Origin of the sequence: Hymenobacter sp. UYP22, from assembly GCF_040547285.1 — a bacterium.
Classification (GTDB): Bacteria; Bacteroidota; Bacteroidia; order Cytophagales; family Hymenobacteraceae; genus Hymenobacter.
This window is the reverse complement of the sequence record NZ_JBEPPK010000010.1, coordinates 128,795-153,841: the sequence shown is the minus strand read 5'-3', so window position 1 is coordinate 153,841 and position 25,047 is coordinate 128,795. Positions and strand designations below refer to the sequence as shown.

25 protein-coding genes are annotated in these 25,047 nt (G+C 59.4%); 11 read left to right on the top strand and 14 right to left on the bottom strand.

The annotated features are described in order from the left end of the window. Positions 1 to 329 precede the first annotated feature (329 nt). From radA to ABIB60_RS15815, 5 genes are all read left to right on the top strand, one after another. Positions 330 to 1,721 carry a DNA repair protein RadA gene (gene radA / locus ABIB60_RS15835; protein WP_354581228.1) on the top strand — a complete coding sequence of 464 codons (1,392 nt, stop codon included), beginning with the start codon at positions 330 to 332 and terminating at the stop codon, positions 1,719 to 1,721. 294 nt (positions 1,722 to 2,015) lie between these two features. After that, the gene (locus tag ABIB60_RS15830; protein WP_354581227.1) at positions 2,016 to 3,470 is read left to right on the top strand and encodes a TlpA family protein disulfide reductase; all 1,455 of its coding nucleotides are present in this window, start codon (positions 2,016 to 2,018) and stop codon (positions 3,468 to 3,470) included. Between the two features lie 189 nt (positions 3,471 to 3,659). Continuing rightward, positions 3,660 to 4,682: an SPASM domain-containing protein gene (locus tag ABIB60_RS15825; RefSeq protein WP_354581226.1), complete on the top strand. Its 1,023-nt coding sequence runs from the start codon at positions 3,660 to 3,662 to the stop codon at positions 4,680 to 4,682. 372 nt (positions 4,683 to 5,054) lie between these two features. Beyond that, positions 5,055 to 5,666: a helix-turn-helix domain-containing protein gene (locus ABIB60_RS15820; RefSeq protein WP_354581225.1), complete on the top strand. Its 612-nt coding sequence runs from the start codon at positions 5,055 to 5,057 to the stop codon at positions 5,664 to 5,666. A 132-nt stretch (positions 5,667 to 5,798) separates the two neighbouring features. Beyond that, positions 5,799 to 6,776 carry a hypothetical protein gene (locus ABIB60_RS15815; RefSeq protein WP_354581224.1) on the top strand — a complete coding sequence of 326 codons (978 nt, stop codon included), beginning with the start codon at positions 5,799 to 5,801 and terminating at the stop codon, positions 6,774 to 6,776. A 133-nt stretch (positions 6,777 to 6,909) separates the two neighbouring features. Here ABIB60_RS15815 and ABIB60_RS15810 read toward each other — a convergent pair whose 3' ends face one another. The 8 genes from ABIB60_RS15810 to ybiA form a co-directional block, all read right to left on the bottom strand. Further along, positions 6,910 to 7,251 (bottom strand): hypothetical protein, encoded by a 342-nt coding sequence (locus ABIB60_RS15810; protein WP_315997466.1) that lies wholly within the window; start codon positions 7,249 to 7,251, stop codon positions 6,910 to 6,912. 134 nt (positions 7,252 to 7,385) lie between these two features. Then, entirely contained in the window at positions 7,386 to 7,610 is a 225-nt protein-coding gene (locus ABIB60_RS15805; RefSeq protein WP_354581223.1) for a hypothetical protein, read from the bottom strand. Between the two features lie 194 nt (positions 7,611 to 7,804). Next, positions 7,805 to 8,608, bottom strand: a complete 804-nt coding sequence (locus ABIB60_RS15800) for an inositol monophosphatase family protein (protein ID WP_354581222.1) — start codon at positions 8,606 to 8,608, stop codon at positions 7,805 to 7,807. 184 nt (positions 8,609 to 8,792) lie between these two features. Then, on the bottom strand, positions 8,793 to 8,990 hold the full coding sequence (locus ABIB60_RS15795; RefSeq protein ID WP_354581220.1) for a hypothetical protein: 198 nt from the start codon (positions 8,988 to 8,990) through the stop codon (positions 8,793 to 8,795). Then, positions 8,983 to 10,683 carry an apolipoprotein N-acyltransferase gene (gene lnt, locus ABIB60_RS15790; RefSeq protein ID WP_354581219.1) on the bottom strand — a complete coding sequence of 567 codons (1,701 nt, stop codon included), beginning with the start codon at positions 10,681 to 10,683 and terminating at the stop codon, positions 8,983 to 8,985. Before lnt ends, ABIB60_RS15795 begins: the two co-directional genes overlap by 8 nt. Continuing rightward, on the bottom strand, positions 10,667 to 11,410 hold the full coding sequence (gene rsmI, locus ABIB60_RS15785; protein ID WP_354581218.1) for a 16S rRNA (cytidine(1402)-2'-O)-methyltransferase: 744 nt from the start codon (positions 11,408 to 11,410) through the stop codon (positions 10,667 to 10,669). Before rsmI ends, lnt begins: the two co-directional genes overlap by 17 nt. Positions 11,411 to 11,580: 170 nt before the next feature. Continuing rightward, positions 11,581 to 11,838 (bottom strand): 4a-hydroxytetrahydrobiopterin dehydratase, encoded by a 258-nt coding sequence (locus tag ABIB60_RS15780; protein WP_354581217.1) that lies wholly within the window; start codon positions 11,836 to 11,838, stop codon positions 11,581 to 11,583. 12 nt (positions 11,839 to 11,850) lie between these two features. Beyond that, positions 11,851 to 12,408, bottom strand: coding sequence for a riboflavin biosynthesis intermediates N-glycosidase (gene ybiA / locus ABIB60_RS15775; protein WP_354581216.1), 558 nt, complete (start codon positions 12,406 to 12,408; stop codon positions 11,851 to 11,853). Positions 12,409 to 12,517: 109 nt separating this feature from the next. On the opposite strand from ybiA, the gene ABIB60_RS15770 reads away from it, so the two are divergent. From ABIB60_RS15770 to ABIB60_RS15760, 3 genes are all read left to right on the top strand, one after another. After that, the gene (locus ABIB60_RS15770; protein WP_354581214.1) at positions 12,518 to 13,018 is read left to right on the top strand and encodes a hypothetical protein; all 501 of its coding nucleotides are present in this window, start codon (positions 12,518 to 12,520) and stop codon (positions 13,016 to 13,018) included. 80 nt (positions 13,019 to 13,098) lie between these two features. Further along, complete coding sequence (locus ABIB60_RS15765; RefSeq protein WP_354581213.1) at positions 13,099 to 13,314, top strand: hypothetical protein; 216 nt, start codon at positions 13,099 to 13,101, stop codon at positions 13,312 to 13,314. Positions 13,315 to 13,387: 73 nt separating this feature from the next. Next, positions 13,388 to 14,086: a metallophosphoesterase family protein gene (locus ABIB60_RS15760; RefSeq protein WP_354581212.1), complete on the top strand. Its 699-nt coding sequence runs from the start codon at positions 13,388 to 13,390 to the stop codon at positions 14,084 to 14,086. Between the two features lie 90 nt (positions 14,087 to 14,176). On the opposite strand, the gene ABIB60_RS15755 is transcribed toward ABIB60_RS15760, so the two are convergent. From ABIB60_RS15755 to ABIB60_RS15745, 3 genes are all read right to left on the bottom strand, one after another. Continuing rightward, positions 14,177 to 14,983 (bottom strand): hypothetical protein, encoded by an 807-nt coding sequence (locus ABIB60_RS15755; RefSeq protein ID WP_354581210.1) that lies wholly within the window; start codon positions 14,981 to 14,983, stop codon positions 14,177 to 14,179. 114 nt (positions 14,984 to 15,097) lie between these two features. After that, positions 15,098 to 15,607 carry a hypothetical protein gene (locus ABIB60_RS15750; protein ID WP_354581208.1) on the bottom strand — a complete coding sequence of 170 codons (510 nt, stop codon included), beginning with the start codon at positions 15,605 to 15,607 and terminating at the stop codon, positions 15,098 to 15,100. A gap of 132 nt (positions 15,608 to 15,739) precedes the next feature. Next, positions 15,740 to 17,992, bottom strand: coding sequence for a beta-1,3-glucanase family protein (locus ABIB60_RS15745; RefSeq protein WP_354581207.1), 2,253 nt, complete (start codon positions 17,990 to 17,992; stop codon positions 15,740 to 15,742). A gap of 362 nt (positions 17,993 to 18,354) precedes the next feature. On the opposite strand from ABIB60_RS15745, the gene glyA reads away from it, so the two are divergent. The 3 genes from glyA to rpiB all read left to right on the top strand — a co-directional run bounded on the left by glyA (position 18,355) and on the right by rpiB (position 21,148). Then, entirely contained in the window at positions 18,355 to 19,647 is a 1,293-nt protein-coding gene (gene glyA, locus ABIB60_RS15740; protein WP_354581206.1) for a serine hydroxymethyltransferase, read from the top strand. Positions 19,648 to 19,752: 105 nt separating this feature from the next. Then, positions 19,753 to 20,613 carry a twin-arginine translocase subunit TatC gene (tatC, locus tag ABIB60_RS15735; RefSeq protein WP_354581205.1) on the top strand — a complete coding sequence of 287 codons (861 nt, stop codon included), beginning with the start codon at positions 19,753 to 19,755 and terminating at the stop codon, positions 20,611 to 20,613. Positions 20,614 to 20,719: 106 nt separating this feature from the next. After that, positions 20,720 to 21,148 carry a ribose 5-phosphate isomerase B gene (rpiB, locus tag ABIB60_RS15730; protein WP_354581204.1) on the top strand — a complete coding sequence of 143 codons (429 nt, stop codon included), beginning with the start codon at positions 20,720 to 20,722 and terminating at the stop codon, positions 21,146 to 21,148. Positions 21,149 to 21,237: 89 nt separating this feature from the next. Here the strand turns inward: rpiB and ABIB60_RS15725 are convergent, their stop codons facing one another. From ABIB60_RS15725 to crtD, 3 genes are all read right to left on the bottom strand, one after another. Beyond that, positions 21,238 to 21,849, bottom strand: a complete 612-nt coding sequence (locus ABIB60_RS15725) for a TetR/AcrR family transcriptional regulator (RefSeq protein WP_354581203.1) — start codon at positions 21,847 to 21,849, stop codon at positions 21,238 to 21,240. A gap of 76 nt (positions 21,850 to 21,925) precedes the next feature. Beyond that, positions 21,926 to 22,609 carry a carotenoid biosynthesis protein gene (locus ABIB60_RS15720; protein WP_354581202.1) on the bottom strand — a complete coding sequence of 228 codons (684 nt, stop codon included), beginning with the start codon at positions 22,607 to 22,609 and terminating at the stop codon, positions 21,926 to 21,928. A 105-nt stretch (positions 22,610 to 22,714) separates the two neighbouring features. After that, positions 22,715 to 24,208 (bottom strand): 1-hydroxycarotenoid 3,4-desaturase CrtD, encoded by a 1,494-nt coding sequence (crtD, locus tag ABIB60_RS15715; protein WP_354581201.1) that lies wholly within the window; start codon positions 24,206 to 24,208, stop codon positions 22,715 to 22,717. Between the last annotated feature and the right edge of the window lie 839 nt (positions 24,209 to 25,047).

Here is a 25,047-nt window from a genome sequence, read left to right as displayed (position 1 = left end):
ACTGGCATTGCCGGCTTATCTGCTGCTTCTTGAGCCCGAAATCAGGTTTTTCGGCGTGGTTCCAGACCCATTCTGAATTTGCGACCGGCCAGCCAGCCATCGGATTATATTGATGATTATATTGATAAAGTATAACCTGCGGTCCGGCTCCTCACTGCCCTCGGGTATCAGTTTGCGTTCCGCTTAGCTCCACAGTATAAGCGGAATGTACCCAATGAATAGCAACCGGTGAAGTGGCTGTTTGCAACTAGAAAAACCCGTTTCTTGCCAAACTTTTTAGCCTCGCGCTGCATTCTTTAGTTTTCCTCCTAGCTCGATTGTCTGTTTCTATGGCAAAAGTCAAAACCCTCTATTTCTGCCAGAATTGCGGCGCGCAGTCCGTGAAGTGGATTGGCCGCTGCCCCAGTTGCGGGGAGTGGAACACCTACGTGGAGGAAGTAATAGAAAAGCCCGATACCGCCACGGCCGCCAACGCCTGGAAGGCCTCTACCTCAGTGGGCAGTACCGCTACCAAAGCCGCCAAGCCCAAACCCCTCGGCGACATTCTCTACGAGGAGGAGTCGCGCCTCAACACCCACGACCAGGAATTGAACCGGGTGCTGGGTGGCGGGCTGGTACCGGGTTCTTTGGTGCTGATTGGGGGCGAGCCGGGCATCGGCAAAAGCACCCTGATGCTGCAGATTGCCATGCAGCTCAATGGGTTGCGAATCCTGTACGTATCGGGGGAGGAAAGTGAGCAGCAGATTAAGATGCGGGCCGAGCGCCTGGGCCGTCAGCACCCGGGCCTCTACATCCTCACCGAAACCAACACCCAGAACATCTTCCGGCAGATTGACCAGCTCCAGCCCAATGTGGTGGTGGTCGACTCCATCCAGACCCTGCACAGCACCATTGTGGAGGCCGGGCCGGGCTCCGTGAGCCAGGTGCGCGAGTGTACCACGGAGCTGCTGAAGTACGCCAAGGATACCGGCGTACCGGTGCTGCTCATCGGCCACATCACCAAAGATGGCTCCATTGCCGGCCCCAAAATTCTGGAGCACATGGTGGATACCGTGTTGCAGTTTGAGGGCGACCGGCACCTGACCTACCGCATCCTGCGCACCATCAAAAACCGGTTTGGCTCTACTTCTGAGCTGGGTATTTATGAGATGCAGGGCGCGGGGCTCCGGCAGGTGAGCAACCCCAGCGAGATTTTGCTCAGCCAGCGTACCGAGAGCCTGAGTGGCATAGCCATTGGAGCTACCATGGAGGGCAACCGGCCGCTGCTGGTGGAGGTGCAGGCTCTGGTTACGCCCTCCACCTACGGCACGCCCCAGCGCAGTGCAACCGGCTTCGATGCCAAGCGCCTGCAAATGCTACTGGCGGTGCTGGAGAAGCGTAGCGGCCTGCGTCTGGGCCAGCACGACGTGTTTCTGAATATTGCCGGCGGCCTGCGCCTGGAAGACCCGGCATTGGATTTGGCCGTGTGCGCCGCCGTGGTAAGCTCCCTGAACGATGTACCGATTCGCAACGAAATTTGCCTGGCCGCCGAGGTAGGCCTGAGCGGGGAAATCCGCGCCGTAAGCCGCCTGGACCAGCGCCTGAGTGAGGCCGAAAAGCTGGGATTTGCGGAAATGTACATTTCGCAGTTTAACGGCAAAGGCCTCGACTTAGCCCGCTATGGTATTCGGGTGCATCCTTCGGGCCGGCTTGATGAAGTCCTGACCGGGTTGTTTGGCTAAGAAAACAAGTAGAGCGGTACGCTGGTGGAAACCAGTAGCGTACCGCTCTACTTGTTCTAATCCTGTTTTTTACTCTGGATATGCCGCGCGCGTTTTTCAGCGCGTTCAAAACTTTGGTATTGGCCAACAGGTTACGAAAAAAGTAGCCTTCTGGATTGGACTTTCTCAGCCATTCTCTCGTATCTTCGGAAAGGGAATTGGCTTTTACCGCGAATTACCTGATATCGGTCAGCTGAAAAGCGCCCATTCAGGTACGCCAGGCCCGATTGCTCACCCCGCAACCACAACCACCCAATGGCCCTAAGATTTACTCTCACTGCTGCCCTGGTTTGGGCCGGATTGCTGGCCGCTCCGCTGCTGGGGCGTGCGCAGGGCACCGTCATCCTCACCGGCAAGGTGAGCGGGCGTACCGCCGATACGGTGGCAGTATCGATACGCGAGAATCCGCTGGATATAAAGGAGCAGATAACCTACGCCCGCCTCGACAGCAAGGGCGAGTTCCGCCTGGCCCTCACGGTAAACGGCCCCACCCGCGCCGACCTGGTGTACGGCGACGATGTGGCCGATATGTTTCTGGAGCCCGGCAATCAGATGGAAGTGCGCTTCAAAGGCTCCGACCTGGCTACCTCGGTGCGCTACAAGGGTAAAGGTGCCGAAGCCAACACCTTTCTGGCCGAAATGGATGAAAAGTTTGTGGAGAATGATGGATTTCAGGTGCTGCCTGACAACATTATGCTCTACGAGCAGCCCTTCCTCTCCTTCCTGGATTACCGCCGCAAAGAGGAAAACAAGTTTCTGGAGGATGGGGCCGAAGGATTGACGCCCGCTTTCAGGGAGTACGTGAAGGCCGAAATTGACTACAGCTACGCCAACGACCGGTTAACTTTCCAGGATTTGCGGGAGCAGGTGGTGGCCACCGAAGGCCGGTTGAAAATGTCGCCCACCTACTACAGTTTCCTCGACGACAAAGCGCTGATTAACAGCTCCACGGCAGTACAGAGCGAGATGTACCAGGAGTTTTTGCTCAACTACATCCACCACTTGGCCGTCACCAGCGGCAAGCAGCGTTCCGACCCCGATTTCTACCAGGTGTGCTACGACATGGCCAAAAACCAGTTGAGCGGCCCTGCCAAGCCTATTGTAATGGGCCGAGTGCTAAAGGAGTCGTTCCGGTTTGGGCACGTGAAGCAGTCGGCGGCCATGCTAGAGGATTTCCGCTCCGTAGATGGCAAAAACCAGTACTACCCAGTACTTAAGCAGGATTTCGAAACGCACAAAGCATTTGCCATCGGCTCACCGGCTCCTAATTTCCGGCTGGTTTCTACCACCGGCGACACGGTGACGCTGCAGCAGTTTGCCGGCAAGCTGGTGTACCTGAACTTCTGGCGCACCACCAGCGGCCTGGCCCTGCGCGACTTGCCTTACGAGGCGGAACTGGCCAAAAAGTTTGAAGGCAAGAACATTGTGTTTCTGAACATTGCCCTGGATGAAAACGAAGGGGCCTGGAAGCAGTTGGTAATCAGCAAGAAACTACCGGGCATGCATGTGCGCACGCCCGGTGGCATGCGCTCCGCCGTGGCCCGCGCCTACGCCGTGCAGGACGTGCCCAGCTACTTTCTGCTGGCCGAGGATGGTACCTTCCTCAACACCAAGCCGAAGCGCCTGAGCAGCCGCGCCGCCGTGGATGAAATCAAGGAGTCATTTGGCAAGGCCAATACTTACAGCAGCACGCTGCCAGCGGGGCGGTAGGCTGTTTCGCACTTTATTTTCAAACAAGGCCTTTCGTCAAGCGGCGAAAGGCCTTGTTGTTTGTTGTAGGGCCGGCTCGTGTTCAAGCAAAGCCGGCAACGCAGGTTATGCCTCACGGTATCAACCAGTAGCCCCGGTTCCTCAATCCGCTCGGAATGACAGGCACAGCCGCTTACCTTTACCTCCTGCATGGCCTCCCTCCTCACCGACGCGCTCAACTTCTTGTCAAAAGCTACTCCCGGCCGCCTCTGGAACGGGGCGCAGGTGGTGGGTGGCTACGCCCTGAGTAAGCTCACGGGCAAAGCGCGCCACTGGGGCCTGCCCGTGGCCTTGAGCTTCGAGCCTACTACCAGCTGCAACCTGCGCTGCCCGGAGTGCCCCAGCGGCCTCCGCTCCTTTACGCGGCCCACCGGCATGTTGCCCGATGCGCTGTTCAAAAAGACCATTGATGAGGTAGCCTCCCGGCTCTGGTACCTGATTTTCTACTTTCAGGGCGAGCCGTACCTGCACCCCAACTTCCTGGATTTGGTGCAGTACGCCTCTCGCAAGGGCATTTACACCGCCACCAGCACCAATGCCCACTACCTCAACGATAACAATGCCCGTCGCACCGTGGAGTCGGGCCTTGACCGGCTGATTATTTCCCTGGACGGCACCACTCAGGATGTGTACCAGCAGTACCGCGTGGGGGGCAAGCTGGACAAGGTGCTGGAAGGGACTAAAAACCTGATTAAGTGGCGGCGGGAGCTGAAAAGCCAGACGCCCCGGGTAGTATTTCAGTTTTTGGTGGTGCGCCCCAACGAGCACCAGATTGAGGAAGCCAAGCAGCTGGCCCAGGAGCTGGGCGTGGACGACGTGTGGTTTAAAACCGCCCAGATTTACGACTACCACAATGGCAGCCCGCTCATCCCCACCATCGACTACTACTCGCGCTACGAGAACAACCCGGACGGCACCTGGAGCATTAAAAACCGCCTGCTCAACCACTGCTGGAAGATGTGGCACAGCTGCGTGATTACCTGGGACGGACTGGTAGTGCCCTGCTGCTTCGACAAAGACGCGGAGTACCGCCTCGGCGACCTGCAAACCCAAACCTTCCGCCAGCTCTGGCACGGCACCAAATACCGCAACTTCCGCAGCGCCCTGCTCAAAGGCCGCGACCAGATAGACATGTGCCGCAACTGCACCGAGGGCACTAAAGTGTGGGGGTAGCGGTGAATTTGTGAAGTGGTGAAATTGCGAATGAGTGGGCTAAGCAGTAAGCCAAAAGCCGTCATGCAGAGCGGAGCGAAGCATCTCACGTGCTGATATTGCGGTAGTATTCAGACGTCAGCCAAGCGAGATGCTTCGCTTGGCTCTGCATGACGGCCTGGGCAGCTTCACGAACGATGTAGCGGCGGTGTAGAGACGCATACTTGCGTCTCTACACCGCCGCTAATCGGGCATGCGGCGCGGACGACGAGACGCGAATATGCGCCTCTACGCCGTTCCGGAAACCGTTGCTACTTTCCGCAGACTCTGGCACCGGATGTGCGGCGGAGCGCCTATCTTGGTAGGCATCTACCCATTCGTTATTCCTATTTCATGTTTTCGACTGCGCGCATCACAGCTATCCGCAAGAGTAAGGGCTTGTCGCAGGAGGTGCTGGCAGAGCAGTCGGGGGTAAGTTTGCGCACTATTCAGCGGGTGGAGCAGGGCGAAACCGAGCCGCGCGGCTATACCCTGCAGGCCCTGGCCGCCGCCCTCGATGTCCCCCTCGAAGCCTTCCGGCTGGAAACCGAGCCGGCCGCTCCGGCCCCACCCCTGCCCCCGGCCGCCGCTCCGCTCGCCCTCCGCTCCGACCCCGATTTTCTGCAGCTCCTTAACCTGAGTGCGCTGAGCTTTCTGGTGCTGCCGCTGCTGAATATTCTGGTGCCGTGGTTACTGTGGCGGGCCCGCCGCCATAGCACGGCCCACGTAGCGGAGGTGGGCCGGCGGGTATTGGGCTTTCAGATTTTGTGGCAGGTGGGCAGCTTCTTTGCCTTCATGCTGGTGCTGGTGGCGCAGATGCTGCTGGCCGGTTCGCACCGGGCCATTTTTCCCGCGTTGTACATCGGGATGGTGGTACTAACCTACGGCTTCAACGTGCTGATGATAGGCTACTATGGCATGCAGTTGCGCAAGGGCAACCTGGATATTTACCCGACCCGGCTGTAAACCCCATTTTCACAACACATTTTTAATCAGCAACATATACGCAGTGGCGGGCAAATGACGGAAGAATGACGCAGGACTGAGAGCAGGCAACCCGCACTTTTGGTGACATCAATCACCTGTTTCTGTTCTGCTATGAAAACCCTGTTTAAAGTTCTTCTCGTTCTGGTTGTGCTGCTGGTAGCCAGCGGCATTGGCGGCTACTTCTACGCCCGTCAGGCCTTTGCTCCGCCGGCCAATCAGCTTACCGTAGCCGGCCTGCCCGCTACCATCCCCTTTGCCTGGCAGGGAGATTCTGCTGTTACGCCGGCCCGGCCCCACGCGGTATTGCTGGTGCCGGTACAGCTAGCCGGGTGCCGCCGTACCTGCTACCTGCAGTTTGATACCGGCGCTCCGTACACGGTATTCTACGCCAACCCGTTGGCCGCCCTGCGGGCCGCTTACCCTGCCACCCAAAACGCCTTGTTGCCCCAGCACGATACGCTCCGGGCCGTACGATTCGGGTTGGGCAACGCCCAAGTATCGGTAGCCAAAGCGCCAGTGCTGCGCTACGGGGCCACCACCCTGCCGGCCGACAGCACTGCTCCGTTTGTTATTGGCTCACTGGGGGCCGATGTGCTGGTGAACCAGGCGTTGGTTATCGACTTCCCCCGCCAACGTTTCAGCCTCTATTCTCACCTGCCCGACAGCCTCGCCCAGCGGGCTCAATTCACCAAGCTCAGCTTTGATAACCGCCGGGTGCTGGTGCAGGCCACCGTGCAAAGCGACCAGCAGAACTATATGTTCGACTCAGGCAGTAGTGCGTTTTCCCTGCTCACCAGCCAGGCCAAGTGGAAAAAGCTCGCCACTCCAGCCGCCACGCCCACCGTATCGGGCGTGAACTCCTGGGGCAAAATCCTCAACGCCCACACCGTAGCCTCGGCGGCCGCTCTACAAATCGGCACCCAGGCGCTGCCCCTACACTCCGTTACCTACATCGATAACGTGAGTTTCTGGCAGCGGGCCCTTATGCAGGTTTCGGGCATGGGCGGCATGCTGGGCAACGAGGCCTTTACCCAGCACACTGTGCTGCTCGATGCCCAGGGTGGCCGCTTTGGGCTAGTGCAGCACTAATAAGCTGGTGTTGCAAGAGTGCCCTCCAGCAAGTATGGAGCCCTGAAGCAGATGCACGAACGGACTAAAAATCAAGAAGGCGCTCCGAATTCTTTCGGAGTGCCTTCTTGGAGAATTGAGCAGACTTTTCCGCCTATTTGTGCTTCTTATCAAGGTTCTTGCCCAGGTCTTCTACCTGCTTCAGAAACTCCAGCGCGTCGGAGTCACCGTAGGTACCAAAGGCGGAGGAGATAGTACCTTTCACGCCATCCGTGGTTTGCAACGCATACAGGATGGACATATCATCGGGGTTGCTTTCACCCTCGAAGCGGTAAAAGTCTACGATGGTTACCTCGTTAGGGCCGTAGCTCTTGTCCCGGCCAGTATCCATGGTGTGCAAACGGCCATCTGTAACGCGAAAATCAGCCGTGAAGCCGTCCTTATTGAGTCGGCGCTCTACATTTACTAAGGTGCGTTCTTCTTCTTTATCCTGCATGGCGAGGGGTGTTTTAGGGAATAGGAGGGGATGCGGTCAGTAGAAATGCGGGTGGCCACGAAAAAGCCCCCGTGCCGGGCTATACGTAGCCGGTACGGGGGCAGGTTATATCCGAGGGCAAGAATATTATACTGCTAGCTTCTGGCGCCTTCGCGGGCCGCTGCCAGCTCAATGGTGCGCTGCAGACGATCTACGTCAATGGTAGAGCAGGCCCCACCGCACCCCTTGGCACAGCCCACTTGATCTTTCGAGAACAAGGCCCGCCAGAAAATCCGGCCCACGTACCAGGCCGCGCCGGCAAACAACAAGGCGATGATGAGATACTGTATCCACATGATGCTCACAAAACTACGATGCACGCCGGAAAGTTTACTGACCAGACAAGACGTCATCCAGAGGCACAACCGAAGTATCTCGCGTGCTGACGGTATTTCACTAGCCCAGGGTTTAAACCCTGGGCTACGGAGCGGTTGTCGTTCGACGGTTTAACAACATCAGCACGCGAGATTCCTCGCGCTGCTCGGAATGACGGGTAATGGTGCCTGGATTTATTCTACTCCGTTTCGTGCCAGAATTCCCGGATGGTATCCTGCATTTCCTGGTGCACTATGCCGTTGCTGGCCACCACCTGCCGGCCCGAGAGAGGGTCGCCATCCTGCAGGAACTCCGTTACGCGGCCCCCGGCTTCGCGCACCAGCAGAATACCGGCGGCGACATCGTAGGAGTTGAGGTTGAACTCGAAGAAGCCCTCGAAGCGGCCGGCGGCCACGTAGGCCAGGTCGGCGGCGGCGGAACCGACGCGGCGCACCCCGTGGGAGCGGCGCATGAACGAGCCCAGCACCTGCAGGTAGTCGTTCATCAGCTCAAACTTGGTGTATGGGAAGCCGGTGGCAATAAGGCTGTTGTTGAGGTCGGGTACATCGGAAACGTGGATGGGCAGCTCGTTGCAAAATGCCCCAGCTCCTTTGGCGGCCCGGAAACATTCGTCGCGCACTACCTCGTACACCACGCCGGCTACCAATTCATTGCCCTTCACCAGGCCCACGCTCACGCAGTACACCGGCAGGCCGTGCACAAAGTTGGTGGTGCCGTCCAGGGGGTCGATAATCCAGTTGTATTCCTCGGCCCGGTCAGCGCCTTCGGTACCTTCTTCGGTGATGAAACCGGCTTCGGGCAGTACCTCGCGCAGGCCCGCTACCAGCAGTTTTTCGGTTTCCTTATCCACGTACGACACCAGGTTGTGCACGCCTTTTAGCTCAATATGGCTGCGGTTGAAGGTGGCCGCCTCCTGGCGAATAAACTGGCCCGCGTGGCGCGTTACGGCCGCCAGCTGAAAGCTGATTTGATTGTAATCCATGAGTTAAGAAGAACATGCCTTTCTAGGCAGGCTTTATTTATGATGAAAGACGAACAGGCTCCCACTGCCCATCCGTCAGAATTTCCAGTTTCCCCCATTCCGGACGTCCAGTGGAACGCCCTACTACGCGAACCGGCGAAATCCAGTCGTGTTGACAATCCGGCAACGGGTCCGCAATGGTTTGCTAGGTAGCGGGAGCAACCTGATACCTTTCCTGCACTTCATTTTCGGCGTCAGCAACGGTTTCAAACCACTCGTCCCACAGGCAGCCAGCATCTTCCAACGTGTCGTAGCCAAACAAGTAAGTACCCTGTTCATCCTCGTATAGCATGAGACGTTTCAGATCTGGCTGCGGCACTGCCAGCAGATCAGTCTTACGCATTTGGGGTTGCGCTGACCTTCCGCATCATTACGGCCCTTACCGTAACCAGCACCAGCAGAAGCACCGCTAGCACCTGGCAGGCAGGCCCTAGTAATTCGCCGTGCCGCACGTAAAACGTCAGCTCGGTATTCAGGTGGACGGTAGCGCGGCTCACGGCGGGCACCCACCAGCCGGTTTGCTGCGTGATTTCGCCCTTCTGGTTGATGAAGCCCGAAATGCCGGTGTTGGCGGAGCGGGCCACGTCGCGGCGTGTTTCGATGGCGCGCAGGGTGGCGTACTGCAAATGCTGCAAGTGGCCCGGCGAATCACTCCACCACCCGTCGTTGGTAATGATACCGATAAGCGTGGCCCCATTCTGCGCGTACTGGTTCACAAAGTCGCCGTATATCGACTCGTAGCAGATAACGGGGGCTACTTTGAGGGCAGGTGTAGCCGTCTGATATACGGTGCGCTCCTCCTGGGAGCCCAGGCCGCCGGCCGTACCACCAAGGTCAATGACGAACATGCTCAGCCATGGCGGCACCCCCTCCACCCCCGGTACCAACCGGCTTTTGTGGTAGAACTGGGCCGGCCCCGGCAGGCGCACGGCCGCGTTGAAGATGTCGTAATAGCCTAAATCCTCCCGGAAGCGGGCGGTGGGGCTGGCCTTGGCTTTATCGGGGCCGTACTGCTGCACGGAGGTGAGGCCGGTGATGAGCTCCAGGCAAGGGTGGCGGGTTAGCCAGTCGCGCAGGCGCTGCACCTTGGGGTAGCCGTTGAAGGTGGCCTCGAAGTAGGTTTCGTCGAGCGAGGTTTCGGGCCAGAGTACCAGTTTGGTGTTAGGCGTGAGGTTTTGCTCGGTAAGCGTGAGCAAACGGTTCAGCTGCTCGTCATAAGATACGAACTTGGCTCCGCCCTCAAACTTTTCGTTGTAGGGGTCGATGTTAGGTTGCACAGCCAGCACCTCCACAGCTGGCCCCTGTTCCTGCACCCGGCTCCCGATGAAATAAGACAAGCCGATGGGCAGGATAGCGGCCAACAGCGGCAGAAGTACCAAACGCTGCCGTTGCACCCGAGACAATATCATACCCCCGCGCCGGGAAGCCGCCCGGTAGTCCCGGATAGCGAAGAACGTCAGTAGGTTCACCACCCACATCCAGAGGGAGCCGCCCAGAAAACCGGTGTACTCGTACCATTGCACCCACTGGTTGGCTTGCGCGAAGCCGTTGCCCAGCGTGAGCCAGGGCCAGGTCAGAAACCAGTGCAGGTGCAGCTGCTCAAAGGCAATCCAGAACACGGGCAGGGAAGCGTAGCTCAGCTTCGGGCCGAAGTGCTTCTTGGTGAGGCGGAAGGCAGTGAGCGGCAAACTCATTAGGGCGGCATTGGCCACCACGGCCGTAATGCCGCCGCCCAACGTGCTGTAGCTCACCCAGTAAGTAGTAAACACGTTCCAGAGCAACAGCAGCAGGTAGCTGTAGCGCCATACCTTCCAGCCACTGGCCCCGCGCTGGGTGAGCAGATGCTCCAGCGTGAGGTAAGGCACCCAAGCCACCAACAGCACCGCCGCCAGCGGGGCGGGGTGCACCGGCCAACCCAGCCACAGCAAGAAACCGCCCAGCAGCGCCAGCATGGTGGGCAACCAAAACGCCGGGGTGGTAGCCGCCGGCGCGGCAGTGGGCGTAGTGGCGCGGGTAGCGTTATTCGTCACGGTCATCGTTCTTATATCGGTCTTCTTTGGCGGGGCGCTCCTCCTTGCGGCCTTGCACCACCAGCACTATCTCGCCTTTGATGGCGGGGCGGGCGGCAAAGTTGGCGGCCAGCTCAGCCAGGGGGGCAGTTACGGTTTCCTCGAACAGCTTGGTCAGTTCCCGACTCACGGAGGCGGGGCGCTCGGGGCCCAGTACCTCGGCCAGCTGCTCCAGCGTTTTCACAATGCGGTGCGGCGACTCGTAGAAAATCATGGTGCGGTGCTCCTGGGTCAACTCCTGCAGGCGGGTCTGGCGGCCCTTCTTCACCGGCAGAAACCCCTCAAACGTGAACCGCTCCGCCCCAAACCCCGATTTCAGCAACGCTGGCACAAAGGCCGTAGCTCCCGGCAAGCACTCTACCTTCAGGCCCCGGGCCAAGCACTCCCGCACTAACAGAAAGCCGGGGTCGGAAATTCCGGGGGTGCCGGCATCGGATACCAGGGCCATGGTTTCGCCCTTCTCCAGCCGCTCCAATAGGCGCTGCACCTGCTGATGCTCGTTGTGGAGGTGGTAGCTGAGCATGGGCTTTTTCAGGTTCAGGTGCTGCAGCAGCCGGCCGCTGGTACGGGTATCCTCGGCCAGCACGGTATCCACCTCGCCCAGCACCCGAATGGCCCGCAGGGTTATATCCTCCAGGTTGCCGATGGGCGTGGGCACCAGGTACAGCAACGTCTTTTCTTGGGGTTCAGCCATAAAGGCAAAGGTAGTTGAGTTGTGAGTTGCTGATTGTTCGTTGTCAGCACATAACGGGTCGTCATTCCGAGCGTAGCCGAGGAATCTCGCGTGCTGATGTTGAGATACTCACTCCTACGTCAGCACGCGAGATTCCTCGGCTACGCTCGGAATGACGTTCTATTTACAAATCACAACTCAACGGTTCCACCGTAGTCAGCGGCCAGCTTATCGATGGCGGCGGCCAGTTGGTGGTCCTTATCGGTTACGCGGTTGCCGGCGTCGTGGGTGCGCAAGCGGAAGCTGACCACGTTGTACTCGTTGCTCCACCAGGGGTGATGCTCCTGGTACTCAGACTCCTCGGCCACGTCGCTCATGAAGCTGAAGGCCATCTTGAAATCCTGGAAGCGGAAGGTGCGGGTGAGGGCGTTATCGGTTTCGGTCCACATAGTGACGGGAAATTACAGGTTGCTGCGCACTTCCATCAGGGCGAAGCCCAGCAGGTTGAGGCCGGACCACTCAACGGGGTTAGCGGCCTGCGGATGGTCTTGGGCCAGGCCAATGCCCCATATGCTGTCAACGGGGCTGGCCTCTACCAATACCCGGCTGCCGGTACCCAACAGAAACTCCCGCAACGCCGGGTGCTGACTGAATTTGGCCAGGTTGCCCCGCACCACAATACCGAACCGCTGCGCATTCCACGTAGCCTCGTCGAAACCCCGCACTTTACGGCCCAGGCGTTTGGCAGCCTCGGGGTGCGGGGCCTGCAGGATAGCCTGACGGGTAGCTTCATCCTGAAACAGCCGGGCTTTCTCGGCCATCATGTAGTGCTCGGTGGTGGCGTAGGTGTCGCCGTCGAGGGTGAACGGGGCCGGATACCACTGGCTGAACACTTCTTTGCCGAGGCTGCCTTTGCTGGTGTGGCCCCAGAAGAACAGGTACTTCACGGTTTCCCCGGCTGCTACGTGCTGCAGCAGGTCGGCGACGGAGCGGATAGCAGGTAATGCGTTGACAGACATGAAAATAGCGCAGAATAATTGAGCAGGATACGGGCAAAGCTAAACCCAAATCCGGGAACCACAGTACACTTACCCTATACTCTCTGCCCACCTCAACACCTCTTTTACTATGGCTATTGACCCTAACGACCGTCCTGTGCGCGTTATCAACGACGATACAACTGAACAGGAAATGGCGGCCGGCCACATCACGCCCGGCGGCGACCCACCCAAGAACGAAGCGGCCCGCGGGGGCTTCGGCAACCGGGAAGGCAAGGAAGGCTACGGCACCGACAGCGGCACCGGCATTTCGGCCGTTTCGGTGAACGAAGACACCGACAAGATTGAGCACCCCGCCGACAACATGCGCACCTCCGACGAAGGCCGCCCCGACCGCCCGAACCAGGATTTGCCCGCCGACGATGACCAGGACCTGGAAGCCCGCCGCCCCGTGGACGAGCTGGACCGGGACGACTCCCGCTCCGGCCGCGACGAAATGGAAAACCCTGACTCCCGGGTGGGCATGGGCCAGATGGAACCCAAAACCGGCACCAATGCCGACCTGGCCCGCCAAGGCACCAACGCCGACCTCACGGACCCCGATGCTTCCGATACGGCTATTATCCAATAACGGAAGCCCAGCTTCGGCTGGCTAACTCGCCCCCACTCTCCCCTACCTCTCTGTGAAAACGCACTTTAACTTTTTGTGTCATGCCCTACAAAAGCAATAACACCAACCAGCAGTCCAAGGAAAACCACGGTAGCCCTACCCAAAGCGAACAGCCGAAAGGCACCGGCAATCTGCCCGTCATCAACCGGGACGAAACCGAGGAAAACCGCTTAGCCGACGAGGCCCAAGACGCGGGCCAGCGTCACCCCAACCGCAACACCGAAAAGCCCGACCTGGACAAACCGGCCTACAACTAAGCCGACCATATTTCGTGGAAAGCACCTGCTTCGGCAGGTGCTTTTTTGTGTAACCCGTTTACCCCTCCGCACTATGGCCCGCTACGTAACCACCGATTTGCACGGCTGCCTGCAGTCGTTCCAGCACCTTGTGGAACAGAAGCTGAAGCTCCGCCCCGAGGATGAGTTGTACGTACTGGGCGACTACGTAAATAAAGGTCCTGACAGTCGCGGCGTACTTGACTACCTAATGCAGCTGCCGCAACAAGGCTACCGCGTTATCTGCCTGCGCGGCAACCACGACCAAGAGCTGCTCGACGCCGCCCAGGGCAATACTACCCTCACCTGGGCTTCCACCACCGACCGCCAACTTACCCTCCGCAGCTTTGGGGTAGAGCGACCCGAAGACATTCCGACTCCCTACCTGCGCTGGCTACAGGAGCTGCCGTATCAGCTGGAAGTGCCGGGCTGGGTACTGGTACACGCCGGCTTTAACTTCCAGCTACCACCCGCCGGAATGCGCCAAGATTGGCACAGCATGCTCAATATCAAGGAGTTTGTATTTGATGCTTCCCGCTTGGAAGGTCGCCGGCTGGTGCACGGCCATGTGCCCACGCCTACCGCTGAAGTGGAGAAGCGGGTGAAAGCCCAAGCCGGCACAATTGGCCTAGACACCGGCTGCGTGTACCGTCACAACCAGGAGCTACGCCACTTGGCCGCCCTCAACTTGGATACCGAGGAACTGATTCTGCAACCCAACATTGAGCCTGACTACCCGATTGGGGTGAGGTAGTGGGATGAAGGATGATGGTAGTAGGATGAGGAATAAAGGACATCGTTGAACGACAGTCTCTTATCCCACTACCTTCATCCTTTATCGTTATTACTCTTGCGGCAGAGCGTTGGAGCGCAGAAGCTGGCGGGCGGCGTCCTGGTAGGGGTTGCGGGCGTCGTTGGCTACGGCGCGGAGTGTGTTGCGGGCGGCTGTAATCTGCTGGTTACGCCAATAGGCCATGCCTAGGTGGTAGCGGGCCCGCTTCTCTAGTTTAGAGCCCGACTGCATGGCTACCCGCCGCAGGAAGGGCTGGGCGGCCCGCACTTGTTCTGGCTCATTTTGGCTGAGCAGAAAAATCCCGCTGTAATACGTGAGCGTATCCTGTCCCAGGGAGCTGGTGGGCACCCGCCGCAAGGTGTAGAGGGCCGGCGTATAGTGCCCGTCGCGGTACTGGCGCATAGCCTCTGCCAGCAACGGCCGACGGCTCTCCTGGACTACCTCATCCGTGAGGCCAGCCTCGGGCACGTAGTAGCGCGACCAGGCCGTTTCGAGGTCGGGGGTAGCCGGGCGCATCAAAAACCACCATGCAGCCAACATAGCCACTACCCCCACGGCCACTACTATCCCCCACTGGCGTTGCAGGCGGCGCTGCCGCCGCTTAATACGCGTGAGAGCATCCTGCCGCTGGTCTAAGCGCCGGTCGAGGGCCAGCAGACGCTGGTAGAGGGTTTCGTGGCCGGCCACCCAGCGCAGATCGGCGGCTAGCTGCTCGTAGGCCTGATAGGCTTGGTAAAGGGCTGGGTCTTTCTCCAGACGCACTTCAAAGGCCTCCTGCTCAGCGGTGCTCATCTGCCCGTCGGCAAAGCGTTCCAACTCGTCGAGGTAGGGGCGCAGGTCGGCAGCAGGAGGGGTCATTGAGGCAGGGTGAGCAGAGAGCAGGCGGGCCGGATGGCCAACCGGCCAGCGCGGTAGTATAGAGAAGGACTAGGGTTGCAGTGGGCTAAGCTACGTAGAAGCTGGCACGGAAGGCTAATTGGCGGCTTCGGTGCGCAGGCGCAACTCATAGAGTTTGCGCAAGGAAATGGATTTCTGCATGCGGGCTACGTTGGCATTGGCAAAGCCCATCTTGCCCGATACCTTCTCGAAGTTGTAGCCCCGGAAGTAGAAATACATCAGCATTTTCTGGGAGTCGAGGGCTAACTGGCGGAACAGGCCCAGCAGCTGCTGGCGGCGGCCGGCCTCGGCCACGGGTAGCACGGCCGTGGTGCGGGCGGCCCGCACTTGCTCATCGGCCATGCCGTACACGTACGCCCGCAAATCGGGGGGCAGCTTGGTCAGGCGGCCATCGGCGGCCTGGTCATAAAACTCCACCAGCACGGTGCGCAACAGCTCGTGGGCAGGCACGGCTTCCAATTGGTGCTGCCGCCGGGCCCAGCGCGCGAACAAGTCCCGGTTCTCCTCATAAAATGTAATCAGAAACGACTGATTGCCGATGCGGAGACTGGTCAGGACTTCGGCGAGCTGCTGGGGCGTGTTCATAGGGGCAAGATACGGGAGATGCCGCATTAGGGTACAAGCACAAGTAACCTGGCTGCCGAGGCACCCATGCCGCAAAAAGGCTGCCCCTTGGTGGGGGCAGCCTTTTCATGTGAACTTATAAGAGCGGAAGGGCTACTTCAGGAAGCGGCGCACCGTGGTTTGGCCGTTGGGGCGCACTACCACTAAGGAGTAAATGCCGCCCGGAAGCTTGCTCACATCCACGGTGCCGTGGCCCAGCTTGCCGGAAGCTAGTGTGTGGCCGTACTCATTAACAATGCGGTAACTACTACCCTTAAGAGAGGCTTCCGAAGTCAGTTGCAGCTGGTCAACTACCGGGTTGGGGTACAAGGACAGGCTAAGCTGCTCATCGGCGGGCCGGCGGATGATGGCCGCCGTACCGGCCGTGCGCGCGGCCGTGCCACTGCGGCTAATGCGCACCCAGTTGATGTTCCAGCCCCCACTCTGGGCATAGATGCCGAAGTTATAGGTGCCGGCGTTGATGGTTACGGTTTTGGAGACGGTCGTCCAGGTTTGCCAGCCGCCGGTACCGGGAATGGTGGAGTTACCGAACTGAATGGCGCCGGCGTTCAAATCCGAAGAGATGGTGCCGCCGCTGCCCCCGCTAGCCACCCGGTACTCGATAGTGTACTGGCCGGTGGTGGGGAAGCTGATATTGTTCCACACCAGGTAGTCGCCGGCATCCACGTAGCCCATGTTCTGGCCACCGCCCGCGTCGGTAGTGGTTTCCACCGTCATGCCGTTGTTCACGTTGGCGGCCTCGGCCTGCAGGGTTACGCTGAAGGTGCTGCTGGTGGCTGTGCGTACCCGCACCGAAGTGGCTTTGTCGTTCCAGTTGCCGGTGCTCAACGCGTTGTTTACTAGGCAGCTGTTGCCGGCGCTACCCACCGTGAGGGAGGCCCCGGAGTAGTTGTCGTTTTCGTAGAGCACCACCTCGTAGCCGCTGTTTACCCGCAGGGAGGAAATATCATCGTTGAGGATGCCCCGGCTTTGCAGGGCGCTCAGGGTGTAGTCGCCCGCGGGCAGGGCCACGGCTGTGCCGGTGTAGTTGCAGTCCTTATATACGGTGGCCACGCCGGTGCCGCCGCCCGTGCTTTGCCCCGCAAAACCGCCCCAGGTAGCTGTTACCTGCGTAGGCTGCGGGGTTTGCAGGGTGGCCGATTGGTCGTTCACGTCATCGTAGGCGAAGCCGTAGCTTTTGTTGTCGTAGCTCACGCCGGGCAGGTGCCAGAAGCGGGCGTAATAGTTCATGGGCGCCGCTTGATAGTATTTGCTGGCGTCGTAGAAGTTCTGCTGGCCGGGGCTGGCGGTAGTCACATCAATTACGTGGCGGTTGATGGCGGCCGTAATCTGGGCCTGCACCACTAGGTCACAGTCTCCGTCGCCTACGCGGTTATCGAGCAGGCCCTTGCCCTCGAAAGCCATCTGGGTGGTGGGGCGGCCATTGATGATGCCCGTGCGGCCCGCAAACGCCCCGCTCTGGCCCACCACCGTCAGCCGGTCGTTGGCATCAATGCGGCCCTTGAATACGCCCGCGTTGCCGGCGTAGAAAATCAGGTCCGTGCTCTTGTATTTGTTCCAGATGGCGTCGATGTAGCTCTTGAAGTACTGGCCGTAGGCGCCGGTGGGCGTACCGTTGGTGCCGTCGCCAAAGGCCGCCGTTTTGCTGGGGAAGGTGATGACGCCGGTGGTGTTATTCACGGTGCCCTGAAACTCGGTGGGCACGTTGGCCTTGTAGCGGCTCACGATTTCGGAGGCCGTCAGCAGCTCCCCGGTTTTCTGGTACACGTTGTTGTTGCCGCGCAGCTCCAGGCCCATGGGGTAATTAAAGGCATCTACGCGGGTGGTGTTCCCGAAGAAGCCGTATTGGTTGTTGGTCAGCTCAATGTTCTCGTGCACAATGCCCTGGTTGGGGTCACTGGCGTTCTGCAGGTTGGGGCCGGCGTAGCCGCTGGGCGCCCCGTTGGCCCCAAAGAAATACAGGTACAGCTGCTGCCCCCGCGAGATATACACCCGGCAGCCGGCAATGTAGGGCAGCCGGAACGTGCGGCTCGGGATGGTGCTAAGCCGGAAAAAGCAGGCGGCATACTTCGAGTTCTGGCCCGGGCCGGTGTTGCCGTTGATGGTGGGCCCGGTTACGGTGTTGTAGCTGCTGCTCATGGGCAGCACCTGGCTGTTGGTGGGGTTCACCCACACGTGGTTGCCGTTGGTGTCAATACCCACAATACCCACCCACAGGTCGGCATCCGGGGTGGTGGAGTTGTTGTTGATGGTGAACGGGAGGCTGGTGTTCTGGGCCCAGGCCAGCAGCGGGAGCAGGTTGCTCAGTACCAGCAGGCACCAGGCAAAAAGAGTACGGTTTCTCATGGGTAGGAATTGGTTGTGTGGAAAAGTGGAAATGAACGGTTTGCCTCCGTCCGATAGGCCGGGCAGCCCACCAAAGTAGCGTCCCTTAATCATCCGAAAAACTGTGCTTTTACCAGCCGGCTCGCCCCATTTCAGCTACCACACATCTGTCCCGCAGGCTACTGCACACGTCGGCCCGCGCGGCTACGCCAACGGCCCTGGCTTCCCTCTGCGGAGATGACACTTAGCGCACACGCAGCCCGCGGCTAGTTACCGGCCCGATGCCCAAATTTTGTACTGGTCCGGGTGGGTAGTATTCATGGGAGGTTTTATCCCGGTGCACTTGGTTTCCTCATCCGCAATTCCGGCTTACCTTTGGTCACATGGAAACGCACGCCCCCACCCACACCCTCGATACCGCCGTCTTCGATCTGATTCAGAAGGAGAAAGAGCGCCAAACCCACGGCCTGGAGCTTATTGCTTCCGAAAATTACGTTTCGGAGCAGGTAATGCGCGCCCAGGGCTCCATCCTGACCAACAAGTACGCCGAGGGCCTGCCCGGTAAGCGCTACTATGGCGGCTGCGAGATTGTGGATCAGATTGAGCAGCTGGCCATTGACCGGGCCAAGCAGCTGTTTGGGGTGGAGTGGGTGAACGTGCAGCCGCACTCCGGCGCCCAGGCCAACGCGGCCGTGATGCTGGCCGTGCTCCAGCCCGGCGACAAAATTCTTGGTTTCGACCTCTCCCACGGTGGCCACCTCACCCACGGCTCCCCGGTTAACTTCTCGGGCAAGCTCTACAAGCCCAGCTTTTATGGCGTGGAGCCCGAAACCGGCCTCATCGACTGGCAGAAAGTAAAGGAAACCGCCCGCCGCGAGCAGCCCAAACTCATCATCTGCGGGGCCTCGGCTTACTCCCGCGACTGGGACTACCAGGCCCTGCGCGAAGCCGCCGACGAAGTAGGCGCTCTGCTGCTGGCCGATATTTCCCACCCCTCGGGCCTCATTGCCAAGGGCTTGCTGAACAACCCCTTCCAGCACTGCCACATTGTAACCACCACTACCCACAAAACCCTGCGCGGCCCCCGGGGCGGCCTCATCATGCTGGGTAAGGACTTCGAAAACCCCTTCGGGCTGAAAACTCCGAAAGGCGAAATCCGGATGATGAGCAGCCTACTCGACGGGGCAGTATTCCCCGGCACCCAGGGCGGCCCGTTGGAGCACGTAATTGGGGCCAAGGCCGTGGCGTTTGGCGAGTGCCTAAGCGACGCTTATACGGAGTATACCCACCAAGTTATCAAGAATGCCCAGGCGCTGGCCAACGGTTTCCTGGAGCGGGGCTACCAGATCATTTCCGGTGGCACCGACAACCACCTGATGCTGATTGATCTGCGCAGCAAAGGCCTGACGGGCAAGCTCGCCGAAAACACCCTCATCAAGGCCGACATCACCATCAACAAGAACATGGTGCCCTTCGATGACAAGTCGCCCTTCGTGACCAGCGGCATGCGCATCGGCTCGGCAGCCGTTACCACCCGCGGCCTCCGGGAAGCCGATATGGCTCGTATCGTAGGTTTCATTGATGAGGTGCTGACCCACAACGCCGACGACAGCCGTATTCTGCGGGTGCGGGGCGAGATTAACGAGTGGATGCAGCAGTATCCGCTGTTTGCCTAAGTTAGCCCGGGAGCAAGCCAATAGGAGGGAAAGTACCGTACGTACACTTTCTGCCGCTTGGCTTGTTCTCGTTCCTGACTTCCTACCTTTTTCAATTTACCCTTAGTGGAGCCAATTCAACCCGCGCTGGGCGACCAGCAGGAAATGTCATTTATTGACCACCTGGAAGCGTTGCGCTGGCACGTTATCCGGGCAGTTATTGCCGTGGTGGTATTTGCCACGGGTGCTTTCTTCGCCAAAGATTTCCTCTTTCACGACCTGATCCTGGGCCCTTCTCGCCCCGATTTCTGGACCTACCAGACGCTGTGCCGCATAGGTACGGCCCTGCACGCCGAGGGCCTGTGCGTGAACAAGCTCGGCTTCGTGATTCAGAACCGCGAAATGAGCGGGCAGCTGTCGATGCACCTGAGTTCGGCCTTTATTGTGGGGCTGGTGCTGGGCTTCCCCTATCTGTTTTGGGAGGTGTGGCGCTTTATCAAGCCGGGCCTGTACCCGCATGAGCGGGCTAACTCGCGCGGGGCAGTGTTCTTCGTGTCGGTGCTGTTTATCACGGGATTGTTGTTTGGCTACTACGTGGCGGCTCCCATGAGCATCAACTTTCTGGCTGGCTACGTGGTGGACCCCACCATCGAAAACCAGATTGATATGCAGAGCTACATCAGCACCCTCACCACCATGACGCTTTCCTGCGCCTTCGTGTTTGAGCTGCCCATGATTGTGTTCTTCCTAGCTAAAGCCGGCCTGATTACGCCCGAAATTATGCGCGTGTACCGCAAGCACGCCATTGTGGTTATCCTCATTGTGGCGGCCGTTATTACCCCGCCCGATATTTCGGCCCAGCTCATCGTGACTATTCCCATCATGCTGCTCTACGAGCTCAGCATCAACATTGCCCGCATTGTGGGCCGCTCCCGCACAGCCAACCTCAACGCCCAGCTGGCCCAGAACCAGGGCGTAGCGGGGTAAGAGGGATGAAGGATGAGGGATGAGGGACAAGGGACAACTTCACCTTGTCCCTCATCCCTCATCCTTTATCCCTCATCCTTATATCCTTCATCCTTCATCCTTCCTCATGAAACTTGCCATCGGCTCCGACCACGCGGGCTTTGCGTATAAACAAATGCTGCTGGAATGGCTGCGCGACAACGGCTACGAAGTGCAGGACTTCGGCACTCACTCCGCCGATTCGGTAGATTACCCCGATTATGTGCATCCGCTGGCCTTGGCTGTGGAGCGCGGGGAGTGTGAGCGGGGCATTTTGCTGTGCGGCTCGGCCAACGGCGTGTGCATCACGGCCAACAAGCACCAGGGAATCCGGGCGGGCCTGGCCTGGGAGCCGGAGGTAGCCTCCCTGATCCGCCAGCACAACGATGCGAATGTGATATGCATTCCGGCCCGGTTCGTGGATGAAGAGGCCGCCCGCGCCATTACCAGCCAGTTCCTGAATACCGCTTTTGAAGGCGGCCGCCACCAAACCCGCGTGGACAAAATCAGCTGCTAGGTAGCTAAGGGTGAAATTGTGAAAGGTGAAGTTGTGCTGTTCCATCAACCGGAACGGCACAACTTCACCTTTCACAATTTCACCCTTGTCTATAGCCGGTCGAACAGGGGGCCGACCAAGCGCAGCCCAGCGGTAGTGCACAGGCCCCGGGCATACGGCCCGAAAATAGTGCGGTACACATCGGCGAGGCTGACCTGGTCGGGGGGAAAGTACTGCTCGTTCAGGACCAAGCTAAACTGGGCCAGCACCACGTGGGCAACGGATTGCGCATCCAGTTCGGCACGGAACTGGCCCTCCCGAATGCCCTCCTGCAACAGCCGCGCCAACATGGGGCGGGAGTAGGTGGTTAGGTAGTCCTGAATCAGGTTCCAAGTAGCAGGGTACCGCTCCCGCATCACGTGGTAATCGTGGTGGGGGGAGCGGCGCAGCTCCTGCAGGCTATGGCGCAGCAGAGCCAGTAGGCACTCGGCCGGCGTGGCCAGGTTGGCAAACAGCTCCTCGTGCTCCTGCCGCTGGCGGCTGAGGTTCCGCTGGGTTACGGCGTATAGCAACTCGGCTTTGGAGCCAAACAACTCCCGAAAACCGCCGGGGCTCAGGTCGAGGGCAGCGGCCAGCTGTTCTTCATGAATCAACCCCACCCCTACCTGGCGGAAGAGCGTATTGGCGCGGTCAAGCAGTTCGTGGAGTACAAGTTCCTCCATGGGAGTGGGAAAGGATAAAAAAATACCAGTGAATTCCTATCCGCACAACCCAGCGCCGCCATAACGCCGGAAGGGCTTAGAGCAACATACCTAGGGCAAAGAAAAATAACAGCTGCACCAGATATACGAAGGCAACCAAGGGATTACGCTTATCAAACTCCACCCGGTTGAAGTACACCTGCAGGATGAAGCTGACGGCCAGCCAGCCTTTAAAATTGAGCAGGGGTATCACATCGTACTGCCAGCGCCAGAAGTCGTACCGGACGGCTACGGGCTCAATACAAATATCAAGCCCAACCATAAGCAACGCGGCTACCACGGCCCGCAAAATATTCGGAAGGGGCAGGTAGCGTACCAGGATACCAGTGCAGTACGTGAGCATCAGCCAGTTGACGCCTATCATCAGCGGCACTTCCAGCCATTTTATTCCCAAGGTTTTGCCGTACTCGTAATGCCCAAAGAGCAGCCCAGTCCGGATGCCCACCACCTCCACCAGAAACCCCACGACCATTACCATCAGGCAGAAGCTCCAGAAAGCCGGGGTGCGGCGGGGCTGAAACGCGAACAGCAACCCCACGGTAAGCAGCAAGTTCAGGGGTACAAACTGCAGGTAGAAGCTAGGGTCTTGGGAAAAAGCCAGGCCCAAAAAGCCTGTTACATGAAACAGCAGTAAAATACCCTGCGCCCAGCGTAAGCGCCGCGTCTGCACATCGGGAGTGGTTATGGCCAGCGGGGGAAGTTGTTGCGTTGGTTCGGGCATGAGGGAGAGGAGAATTAGAAACGAAGTATCAGAGGCTACGCATGACCGGAAAACCTAGCCGTGGGGCTGGCCACTAAACATGCAATTCTCTTTACTTCCTCATCTCTAATTTTGAATTAAATCGGAAACAATGCGGGCCGAGAGCAGGCAGAGCGGAATACCGCCGCCGGGGTGTACGGAGCCCCCGCAAAAGTACAGCCCCGCCAGCTGCCCCGAGAAATTAGGGTGGCGTAGAAATGCCGCTAGCGTATTGTTGCTGGAACTCCCGTACAACGCGCCCCCGAACGAAGACGTTCGGGCCTCAATACCCGGTGGGTCCCATACTTGCTCGGCCCGGATCAGGCTGGCCACGTCGGCGCCCAGGGCCTGGCTTACGCGGCGCAGTACGGCCTGGCGAGTTTGGGCGATGAGCTCGGGCCAGTTTTGCCCCTGGTGGTGGGGCACATTTATCATCACAAACCAGTTCTCGTGACCTGCTGGGGCATCGGTGGGCGTGTGGCCGGCGGTGATGTTAACGTACACTGTGGGGTCCAGAGCAATGGTTTTATCCCGGAAAATAGCTTCGAACTCCCGCTTGTAATCCTGGGAGAAGAAGATGTTGTGCACGCTCAGCTCGGGGAAGCGCCGGGCAATGCCCCAGTAGAATATCAGGGCGGAGGACGAACGGGGCTGGCTAAGGGTGCGCTCCGGGGCGGGCTGCCGGGGCAGCAGGCGGCGGTAGGTGGGCACCACATCCATATTGCTTACCACCACCCCAACATTGTAGACACCCTTGGGGGTGCGCACGCCGGTTACCGCCCCTTGGTCCGTCAGAATTTCCAGCACCGGCTCCTGGTAACGAAACTCTACGCCCAACTCCTCGGCCAAGCGCACCAGGCTTTGGGCAATGGCATAAATGCCGCCCTCGGGGTAGAAGGCGCCCAGCCCATGCTCCAGGTGCGGAATCATACTGAGCGTGGCCGGAGCCTGGTAAGGGTCGGAGCCGTTATAGGTGGCAAACCGGTCGAAGAGCTGCACGAGGCGCGGGTCCTGGAACGCGGCGGCGTGGCGCTGGTGCATGGTGCTGGTGAGGCCCAGCTGCGGCAAGGCCGCCAGCGCCTTCAGCACCTCGGGGCTGAGGTAGGTGCCGATTTTGTGCAGCGACTTTTGCAGAAACGTGCCCGTTGTGGCCTCGTAGGCCCGGCCGCTACGGCGCAGAAACTGCAGTACCTCGGCCGCGGGCACCTGTAACTTTTCCTCTACCTCCTGGGCAAACCGCTCCTCATCGGCCCAGGCCGTGAGGCGGGTACCATCGGCGAAGAAGTACTGGGTAATGGGGTCGAGGCGCTGGTAGCGGAAGTAGTCGTGGGGGTTGCGGCCCGCCAGCTGAAACAGCTCGTCTACCAAGTAGGGCAGCGTGAACAAGGACGGCCCCCCATCGAAACGATAGCCACCGGACAGCTCTAGCTGGTGCATCTTGCCCCCAAATGACTCCTGCGCCTCAAACACCGTGACGCGGTGCCCCTGCACGGCCAGGCGCACGGCCGTGGCTATGCCGGCAATGCCAGCGCCAATAATAGCAACGGGTTGGGAAAGACCTGTGGGAGTAGGGCGCGGCACGAGAGGAAGAAAGGTAGATGCGGTGCGGAGCAATGCGGTACTGCACCTGCGAAGAACGGATGGTTGGGGGTTCTAACACAAGCGGCTTTCCAGAAATGTTTACCGGGCCTTGATAATCTGGCGGGCTGATGCGGCCGGGCGAAAAATAATGGCCTTTTCGCCGCAGTTTTTTACGTGTTTACTAGCCGCCCTTCTCGGTAGCAGTACCTGTTGATCTTCGTTGGCCAATCGGGCGTTTTACGTGTGCGCTAAGTGTATAAGCCGGCGTGTGACGTAACGCAAAACCTCTGTTTCCAGCTTGGAAACACCAATTTACACCTTGATTTTCTACAGCACACACCGCTACATTTGGTCAGGAACTCAACCGACTGGCCCAGTGCCATCAATCAGGGCGCGTAGCCCGCAACGTTGGCTGGCCGGCGCCGTGGGCCGTTGCCGCCGCAGATGATTTCCTCTGCCTGCTCCCCCAACCAACTTCCCACACTCTCCATGACCATTTTACTCCGCATCTGAGTTTAGCCTCTGCTTGCTCAGCGCCCGTGCAGGGCCCGTTCACCAACGCGTAGCCACCTCTGCCCACTGCAGCCCCCTGGACTTCGCTTGCCGCAGCGCCCCCGACCTTTCTAGTGGCCCTGCCCCCGCACTACTCCCGTGCGCCGCTTCGGTATTCTGGCCGGCCGCGGGCAATCTGGTGGTTACCCTGGCTTCTGCCGTTGCGGCCGCCTCCCGGCCCGGCCCGATTTGCCACCCTACCGCCCGGGCAGCCGGCAAGTGAGGTGACGGAGCTGGCCGCCCCGACCCTGCTCTTTGAGCAAGCTGGCCGCTGCAACGGCCGCCAC

Excerpts from the sequence above, each read along its gene's own strand:
- ABIB60_RS15765 (WP_354581213.1), top strand. The coding sequence starts at position 13,099 with ATGCCCTACAAAAGCAATAACACCAACCAGCAGTCCAAGGAAAACCAC.
- ABIB60_RS15755 (WP_354581210.1), bottom strand. The coding sequence starts at position 14,983 with ATGACCCCTCCTGCTGCCGACCTGCGCCCCTACCTCGACGAGTTGGAA.
- radA (WP_354581228.1), top strand. The coding sequence starts at position 330 with ATGGCAAAAGTCAAAACCCTCTATTTCTGCCAGAATTGCGGCGCGCAG.
- ABIB60_RS15810 (WP_315997466.1), bottom strand. The coding sequence starts at position 7,251 with ATGCAGGATAAAGAAGAAGAACGCACCTTAGTAAATGTAGAGCGCCGA.
- ABIB60_RS15725 (WP_354581203.1), bottom strand. The coding sequence starts at position 21,849 with ATGGAGGAACTTGTACTCCACGAACTGCTTGACCGCGCCAATACGCTC.
- ABIB60_RS15820 (WP_354581225.1), top strand. The coding sequence starts at position 5,055 with ATGTTTTCGACTGCGCGCATCACAGCTATCCGCAAGAGTAAGGGCTTG.
- ABIB60_RS15720 (WP_354581202.1), bottom strand. The coding sequence starts at position 22,609 with ATGCCCGAACCAACGCAACAACTTCCCCCGCTGGCCATAACCACTCCC.
- ABIB60_RS15815 (WP_354581224.1), top strand. The coding sequence starts at position 5,799 with ATGAAAACCCTGTTTAAAGTTCTTCTCGTTCTGGTTGTGCTGCTGGTA.
- ABIB60_RS15795 (WP_354581220.1), bottom strand. The coding sequence starts at position 8,990 with ATGCGTAAGACTGATCTGCTGGCAGTGCCGCAGCCAGATCTGAAACGT.
- rsmI (WP_354581218.1), bottom strand. The coding sequence starts at position 11,410 with ATGGCTGAACCCCAAGAAAAGACGTTGCTGTACCTGGTGCCCACGCCC.
- ybiA (WP_354581216.1), bottom strand. The coding sequence starts at position 12,408 with ATGTCTGTCAACGCATTACCTGCTATCCGCTCCGTCGCCGACCTGCTG.
- glyA (WP_354581206.1), top strand. The coding sequence starts at position 18,355 with ATGGAAACGCACGCCCCCACCCACACCCTCGATACCGCCGTCTTCGAT.
- ABIB60_RS15750 (WP_354581208.1), bottom strand. The coding sequence starts at position 15,607 with ATGAACACGCCCCAGCAGCTCGCCGAAGTCCTGACCAGTCTCCGCATC.
- ABIB60_RS15830 (WP_354581227.1), top strand. The coding sequence starts at position 2,016 with ATGGCCCTAAGATTTACTCTCACTGCTGCCCTGGTTTGGGCCGGATTG.
- ABIB60_RS15780 (WP_354581217.1), bottom strand. The coding sequence starts at position 11,838 with ATGTGGACCGAAACCGATAACGCCCTCACCCGCACCTTCCGCTTCCAG.
- ABIB60_RS15745 (WP_354581207.1), bottom strand. The coding sequence starts at position 17,992 with ATGAGAAACCGTACTCTTTTTGCCTGGTGCCTGCTGGTACTGAGCAAC.
- ABIB60_RS15760 (WP_354581212.1), top strand. The coding sequence starts at position 13,388 with ATGGCCCGCTACGTAACCACCGATTTGCACGGCTGCCTGCAGTCGTTC.
- ABIB60_RS15770 (WP_354581214.1), top strand. The coding sequence starts at position 12,518 with ATGGCTATTGACCCTAACGACCGTCCTGTGCGCGTTATCAACGACGAT.
- ABIB60_RS15825 (WP_354581226.1), top strand. The coding sequence starts at position 3,660 with ATGGCCTCCCTCCTCACCGACGCGCTCAACTTCTTGTCAAAAGCTACT.
- rpiB (WP_354581204.1), top strand. The coding sequence starts at position 20,720 with ATGAAACTTGCCATCGGCTCCGACCACGCGGGCTTTGCGTATAAACAA.
- lnt (WP_354581219.1), bottom strand. The coding sequence starts at position 10,683 with ATGACCGTGACGAATAACGCTACCCGCGCCACTACGCCCACTGCCGCG.
- ABIB60_RS15800 (WP_354581222.1), bottom strand. The coding sequence starts at position 8,608 with ATGGATTACAATCAAATCAGCTTTCAGCTGGCGGCCGTAACGCGCCAC.